General features: G+C 55.1%; 7 protein-coding genes. 6 read left to right on the forward strand and 1 reads right to left on the reverse strand.

Annotated features, from left to right (window positions below; translation table 11 throughout):
• Positions 1-344 precede the first annotated feature (344 nt).
• The 6 genes from MOV63_RS18120 (at position 345) to MOV63_RS18145 (ending at position 5634) form a co-directional block, all read left to right on the forward strand.
• Positions 345-1292, forward strand: coding sequence for a hypothetical protein (locus MOV63_RS18120; protein ID WP_247035429.1), 948 nt, complete (start codon positions 345-347; stop codon positions 1290-1292).
• Between the two features lie 138 nt (positions 1293-1430).
• Complete coding sequence (locus MOV63_RS18125; protein ID WP_247035431.1) at positions 1431-1616, forward strand: hypothetical protein; 186 nt, start codon at positions 1431-1433, stop codon at positions 1614-1616.
• Between the two features lie 194 nt (positions 1617-1810).
• The gene (locus MOV63_RS18130) at positions 1811-2833 is read left to right on the forward strand and encodes an ABC transporter substrate-binding protein (protein WP_247035432.1); all 1023 of its coding nucleotides are present in this window, start codon (positions 1811-1813) and stop codon (positions 2831-2833) included.
• Positions 2833-3915 carry an ABC transporter ATP-binding protein gene (locus tag MOV63_RS18135; RefSeq protein ID WP_247035434.1) on the forward strand — a complete coding sequence of 361 codons (1083 nt, stop codon included), beginning with the start codon at positions 2833-2835 and terminating at the stop codon, positions 3913-3915. The genes MOV63_RS18130 and MOV63_RS18135 overlap by 1 nt, the downstream gene beginning before the upstream one ends.
• Before the next feature lie 25 nt (positions 3916-3940).
• A complete protein-coding gene (locus tag MOV63_RS18140; protein ID WP_247035436.1) occupies positions 3941-4795 on the forward strand; it encodes an ABC transporter permease in 855 nt (284 codons plus the stop codon).
• The gene (locus MOV63_RS18145; RefSeq protein ID WP_247035438.1) at positions 4792-5634 is read left to right on the forward strand and encodes an ABC transporter permease; all 843 of its coding nucleotides are present in this window, start codon (positions 4792-4794) and stop codon (positions 5632-5634) included. Before MOV63_RS18140 ends, MOV63_RS18145 begins: the two co-directional genes overlap by 4 nt.
• A gap of 1014 nt (positions 5635-6648) precedes the next feature.
• Here the strand turns inward: MOV63_RS18145 and MOV63_RS18150 are convergent.
• Positions 6649-6925: hypothetical protein (locus tag MOV63_RS18150; RefSeq protein WP_247035440.1), on the reverse strand; the 277-nt coding region annotated here is incomplete at its 5' end.

Consider the following 6925-nt stretch of genomic DNA (forward strand, 5'->3'; position numbering starts at 1 on the left):
AGTAAGTTATCACCATTGCTCGAATAGATATATACCATACCCGTCCTTAGACCGCGGCATGCAAATTACGTTAAGACCGCCATCCGCAGCAGAAAAAATCCCGCACAAGCAAAAATATTTATTTCACGGTGATAAAACTCGCTCGAAGTGGAATTTTGTTTCTATCCCTCGGGCAGATTATACCGAAATTTTTTCCAAGAACGCTCCATTCCCGTTCTGCGCGGGGACTTATGGGCGAGTATTTGCGCGCATGGCCGTTAATGGTATATACAAAACAGCGTCTTTGGCTATGCTAATTGAGGTGAGTTCAGAGCCACACAAGATCAACAATAGGAATCCGAGAAATGTCGTTTAATAAATTGAGTGACGTCGTTAAGGCGGTGGGGGCAGCAACGCATGCTTATGAAAGCACCGAGCCAAAGGAGCTTCAGGATATCCGCACCGGGACTTTCGCGGTCGGCACAAACAACCAGTACTTCACGAACCTGGATTTCGTGAACGGCATGCTTCGCGACCAGTCGATGTACACGTGGTACCCGCTTCTGCTGACGTTCCAGGACGAGAGGTTCACCCTTGAGCAGTGCTGTGCACTCGTGCATCGCTTTGATTACGCGTACAGCAACTATCTGCGTTACAGCGGCCTGCAGGAAATGGGCGCATTCGCCGAAGCGATCACAAAGTATCTCCCAACTGCAACCAGCCGCGAGGAAGCGGTTGAAGCCGTAAAGGCGTTTCTGGGTTACCTCAACCGCCTGGCGGCATGGTCCTTCCACTACTTCCCGTGGAGCATCGGCAAGCATCTCACCTATGAGACTCCCAAAGGTTCGATTGCGGCGCTGGCCGACCCGTCGCGCCGAGTGAAGATTGCCAATGGCCAGAAGGTACGCCTCACGTGGGAACCGCTGGGCATTCGCGTCATTGCCTATCTGGCGACCAAGGAAAACCCGGAACTTTGCTTCGATTTTATCCAGGCTCTGCCGTTTAAAGTCGTTCAGGACCACGCCGTTGTCAGCGGTGAATCCATATATGCCTGGGCTCCTGTCGTCAGCACGGCAAAGGTGAATGTCAAGGAACGTCAGTGCGACGCTCCGGTCGGACGGATCCGCTATTCTCAGGGTACCGGCAACAAGGTTATCGTCCAGTATGGCGAAGTGACCGAAGACATCGCAACACCGGTTCTCGGCGAGATCCTGCCGGAATACGCCGAAGACCTCTACAAGGTTGGTCGCGCCGTTCTGGAAAGCAACTTTGGCAACAAAGAGCCGATTTTCCTGACGGTAGAACTTGCGTAGCGAGCAGTGAACGTGGCGGCCCCAAAGTGAGGGGCCGCTTCTGATTAAGCGACGAAAAATTATCTTGATTGGCTATGCCTATCTGTTAATATGTATAGACAAATCTGCAGAAACATGCGGGAAGAGGAGAACGGCGCAATGGCATTCTGGTTTGAATTCGAGAAAATCAGTGACCTCCCAAACAGGGCATGGCTTGGCGAACTGGTTGGCGGCTATCCGTCGCAATCCGACCGTTTATCCAACTTGACATTGCGTTTCTCGAGAAATGGGTTTGAGTGGCTCTTAAGCCTAAAACCCCAAGCGGTGTTTGCTCGGTCGCGCTGAACCTTAGTTCGACGCGGTCGATCCCAGCACAAAGAGACGACGTTCCAACACGAGTTGATGGGCCTTGACGGCAATAGAGGCCCAGTCGCGAAACCTGAAGTCAACCGAAATTCTGCGGTAGGACAAGGTGTCTGACGCGGAAAGTTTGTCCGGTCCTCATGCGAGCCAAACTTTAACCAAAGGGGAATAAATCCATGAAATGGCATTTAGGGAAAGCCATCGTTGGTGGCGTAATGATGGTGGCAGCCTGTGCGCTAAGCTCAGGGGCTCTGGCGCAACAAAAGGAACTAATCCTCAGTGGCTTCGGCGGCGCCTATGACGAGGCCATGGTCGCGAGCGTCAAGTCGTTCGAGCAGGAAAACGGTGTCAAGGTGACCATCGTCGCCGGCTCGGGCGCGAATAACATCGCTCGTGTCCGAAACAAAGAAGTCGACGTTATCGTTTCTGATCCGGTGTTTGCGCTTCGTATGGAGGCCGAAAAGGCGTTCGCGCCGCTCGATCCGAACCTGGTTCCGAACCTGAAAAACATCTACCCGAACGCGATTTACTCCGACGCAGTCGTGGCCGCGAATTTCGGCGCATATGTGATTGCCTACAATCCCGCCGAGGTGAAGCCGCCGCAATCGTGGCACGATCTTGCGAAGCCGGAATACAAGGGCCGCATTGCTCTACGTGGGTTCCGGCCTGAAAACATCGATCTCATCACCCTCTTCGCGAAAGAGGCTGGCGGCGATGAGCGCCATCCTGATGCCGGGTTTGCCGAAATGGCCAAAATCGCCAAGAACATCGACGTCTGGGTTGATTCCCACGCCAACCATCTCGAACTCTATCGCAACGACCAGATCTCCATGAGCATGTGGACCGACGGTCGTATTGGCTGGGCACGTGACACTGAAGGCGTGAAAATCCAGGGCATAATTCCGAAGGAAGGCTTTTTCCCGCTCGCGTCGACGCTCAGCGTGGTGGCTGGCCGGCCGAACACCGAACTTGCAGAGAAGTTGGTCAACCACTTGCTGAGCCCTGCATCCGGGCTCAATATGGCCACTCGCCTTGGTTATTTCCCGACGAACCGCGAAGCCAAGCTGCCGCCGGAAGTGCAGGCGAAGATCATGATCACGCCGGACAACGTCAAGGATCTGAAAAGTTCCGACTGGAAGTATATCGTTTCAGTGTACGATCAATGGCAGCAGCGCTGGGAACGGGAAATTCAGCGATAATGACCCAAGGCTTCGACATTGAGCTGTCGCATTGCCGCAAGACTTATGGCGACATCGACGTTCTGGATGACGTCTCTCTTCAGGTCAAGAACGGTGAGTTCATCACCGTTCTTGGGCCCAGCGGGTGCGGCAAGACAACAACGCTGCGAGTGATTGGGGGGTTCATCATCCCCGACAACGGTCGTGTTTCGATCAGAGGCAGAGAGGTTACCAATCTGCCTCCTTACAAACGCAACATCGGCGTGGTCTTCCAAAACTACGCCCTGTGGCCCCACATGACTGTCTCAGAGATCCTCTCGTTCGGTCTTCGCATACGCAAGTTGCCCCGGGAAGAAATCGCCCGTCGCGTAGACGAGGCGCTAAGCATGGTGCAACTCACCGGGTTGAAGGATCGGTATCCGCGGGAACTGAGTGGCGGGCAGCAGCAGCGTGTCGCCATGGCGCGAGCGCTTGCGATCGACCCGGAGGTGATCATTCTCGATGAACCGCTGTCCAATTTGGATCGGCGGTTGCGGGAAGAGCTCCGCATTGAGCTAAAGCGGCTCCAGCGGTCTCTGGGCGTAACGATGTTGTTCGTCACCCATGACCAGGAGGAGGCGCTGTCCATGTCCGACCAGGTGGTGGTGATGCAATCCGGAAGGATTCAGCAGATCGCCGACCCGCGGACAGTCTATGAGCGTCCGGCCAACCGTTTCGTTGCTGGCTTCCTCGGTAGCGCGAATTTCCTGGCCGGGGAATTGGTGCAGAATTCTCGGGAGAGCAGGGCTGAGATCAAGCTTGGCAATGGCGCTGTTGTTACCGCGCATGCGCCATCGGTCAAGCAGGTGGGGGAGAAGGTCACAGTCATCGTCCGACCCGAGTGGCTTGTGCTTGAACGGCAGGGCAGTGGGCTGCCCACCAATCAGCTCGAAGGCACTGTTGGTGATGTGATCTATGAGGGATCGGCGATCCGGTACGGGATCAAACTCACTCACGAGCCCGAGTCGCCGATCTTCCTGCAGGAACGCTCTAACGCCGATGTTTTGAAACCCGGGGATAAGGTCAGAATTAATGTCACTAACGCCGTCATTGCCACAGAGTGACGAACACGGGAGGCTCCGGGAGCGCATGGTTGCCTGGGCGACCCGCGCACCGTTGTTCTTGCCGTTCGCGTTCGTCATACTTTTCTTTTTCGTCCCCGTGTGTTGGCTTGTTGCGACGAGCATGTCATCACACGAGGTTGGCAGTGCGCCTGTCTTTACCGGCACACTGGCGCACTACGCGAGGTTCTGGACCGATCCCTTCTATTTGGAGACAGCGCTCTGGACGACCGTGAAGCTCTCGGTTTTGTCTACGGTACTGGCTTTGATTATCGGGTACGTGCTCGCCTATTATATCGCCGAGCTGCCTCCGCACCGCAGAGGCTTTCTCACTAGCATGGTGGTCGTGTCTCTCTCCGTGAACATTGTCATCCGCATCTTTGGATTGAATGTTCTTCTAATGAGTGGCGGGCTTGTCGATAGCGCCCTGACCTTCATCGGCATGCCGAAGGTTCGCATCATGTATACCGAGATTGGCGTTTTGATCGGCTTGGTTCAGATTGCCATCCCTTATGTTGTTTTGCCACTCATCGGCGTAATCGCCGCGATCGACCCCGCCCTCAAAGAGGCGGCGGCAAGTGTCGGCGCAAACAAGTACAAAACGTTCTGGGCGGTGACCTTCCCGCTGTCGCTACCGGGAGTGGTCGCGGGGACCCTGATTGCCTTCACTTTGAACGCCGCAGCATTTGCCATTCCATCTCTCATGGGCGGCGGCCGAGTGAGAATGATGGGTATGATGGCATACGAACAGGCCACCGTGCAGGGTAATTTTCCCTTCGCGGCGGCGATCGGGATTAGCCTGACCATTCTGAGCATCCTGATTACTGCAATCTACCTGTTCGCCATCAATCGAACCTTCCGCACGGCGAGGAAAGCAACATGAGTGCCACGACAATCTCGACGGACAAAGTGGTTTCGAGCAGGAAAATGCGGTTGCCACTCCCTACAGCATTAGGCATTGCCGCTTTCTGTGCGTTCGTCATCGTCGTGGCACCACTTTTTGTGGTCGTCGGCGCGGCTTTGAACGCGGAAGCCATGTTCTTCCCACCCAAGCAGTTGACTTTACATTGGATGGTTGCGGCTCTTACGGACGGAAGCTTCGTGAATGGCGCTCTGATCAGCTTTACCGTCGCAGCGGTAGCGGCCACAGTCTCGACGATTTTTGCGCTTCCGGTCGCGTTGCAACTGCGGAAAGCTCCCCCAACGGTGGCCAAGATCCTGACCTTGTCGTTCATGGGGCCGTTGCTCGTCCCATCAGTGATCTTTGCGCTGTCGCTGTATTCGGTGGTGATCTACGCATTCGGGGTGACCAACCTTTTTGTCCTCGTGATCGGTCACGTGATGATCACCATGCCATACCCGGTACGAACTATTACAGCGGTAACTGAGAACCTCGACCCGGCGCTGGAGGATGCTGCCAGCAGTGTCGGAGCAAACCCGTGGCGCACGTTCGTGTCGGTGACGTTGCCCTTGATCAAACCTGGGGTCATCGCTGGGTTTTTGTTCGCTTTCATAACATCGTGGAATGACTTCTCCATCTCAGTCTTCCTTACGCCGCGCGAACTACAGCCGTTGCCGATCAAAATCTATGAGTATCTTCTGTACCAGTATAGGCCGCTGATCGCCGCGGTTTCCACATGGTCCGTGATTGGCTCTGCGATCGTCGTTCTTATCATCGACCGCCTGGTCGGTCTGAACGTCTTTACCGGTCGCCGCAGCTAGATCGGAAGAGTGATCATATCCGCGATCCGAAAACCGGTAGTGCGTTTGATCTCCTGCGGCCCTCAAGCAAGAATCCCATCCGCTGACACCGCGCGAATCAATGCTCACCATCGGTGAAAGGTAGTTTTGCAGCAGCCAACTTCTCAGCCGTCTATCTCTGAACTGTGCCTGTGGAACAGCATCGAGACGGAGATGCATCTGGCGGCCAGCCCCGTCACCCTCGGCGAGGCAAGCGTCGGCCCAACCTCTTCGACTGCGACTTCAATTCGGCCGAGTATTCCGAATCCTGAAGAACCGCCACCGTGTCTTTACAGGGTGAAACTTATTACCCATGGCTTGGGTAGCGCGGTCCGCGCCGGCTCGGACGGAGGGTTACTAATGTGGTATTTCTGGCGGTCCCGCCGGCTATCGATGCCTTTTGCCAACATTTGCGCCGCGAGCCTACAATCAAAGCTGACATCTCCTTGGTGATGGCTTCAGGCGTAGCTCTCTTTGCGAAGAGGGCAACCATGAGAGAACTTCCGGCACAGGCAGGCCTACTGCGCTCAATCAACCGCTCCACCATCATTGATTTTGTACGTCGCAAACAGATGACGTCGCCTTCGCGGGTCTCGATCGGTCTGGGAATAAGCTTGCCAACTGTCACTCGTGTGCTGGAAGGACTGCGGGAGGAGGGGCTTTGAGTACGACGGATATGAGGAATCCTCGGGTGGACGGCCTGCAGCGCGCATCAGGTTCTGCGGCGAGACGCGCATCTTGCGCTCATGAATGGCGAAATCAGCTATCTCGACCCGATGCTTACGCCGGTTTTTGATCACTGGGAGGAGCTGATCAAGAAGGACTTCCTCCTGCCTAACCATCGCCCGGCCGCTCGTAAGCCCTCAGGGACCTACGAAAATAGCCGTCAAAAAACATTAGAATTACAAGGAGATAGAATAGGCTGGGTTCATTGTGTCCCGCCCGCCACTTCCGAACAAAAACTGGGCATTCCTACTGGCGCACTGCCACCACCCATTACAAGATTTCCGCGTAACCATCGGGCGTCCGTGAGACACATTTCCGGGCCAAGTGGTAGTTTGTCCTGATCGAGCCTTGGAAGTTGATCCCTGATGTGTTCTGCTCAGGCCGTTTCCATGAGTTCGTCGACAGAGGCTTGCGCAGCAAGGCGGGGGACATATTCGTAAGCGCGAATTTCTCCGCACCTTCTGTATTTGAGTGAGCTTTGGCATGTGGTGTCCACTTAAAAGAGGTGGACACCAAGTTATGGATGAAGGTCAAAAACTCGCGGTAC

Origin of the sequence: Neorhizobium sp. SHOUNA12A (assembly GCF_023006505.1) — a bacterium.
Classification (GTDB): Bacteria; Pseudomonadota; Alphaproteobacteria; order Rhizobiales; family Rhizobiaceae; genus Neorhizobium.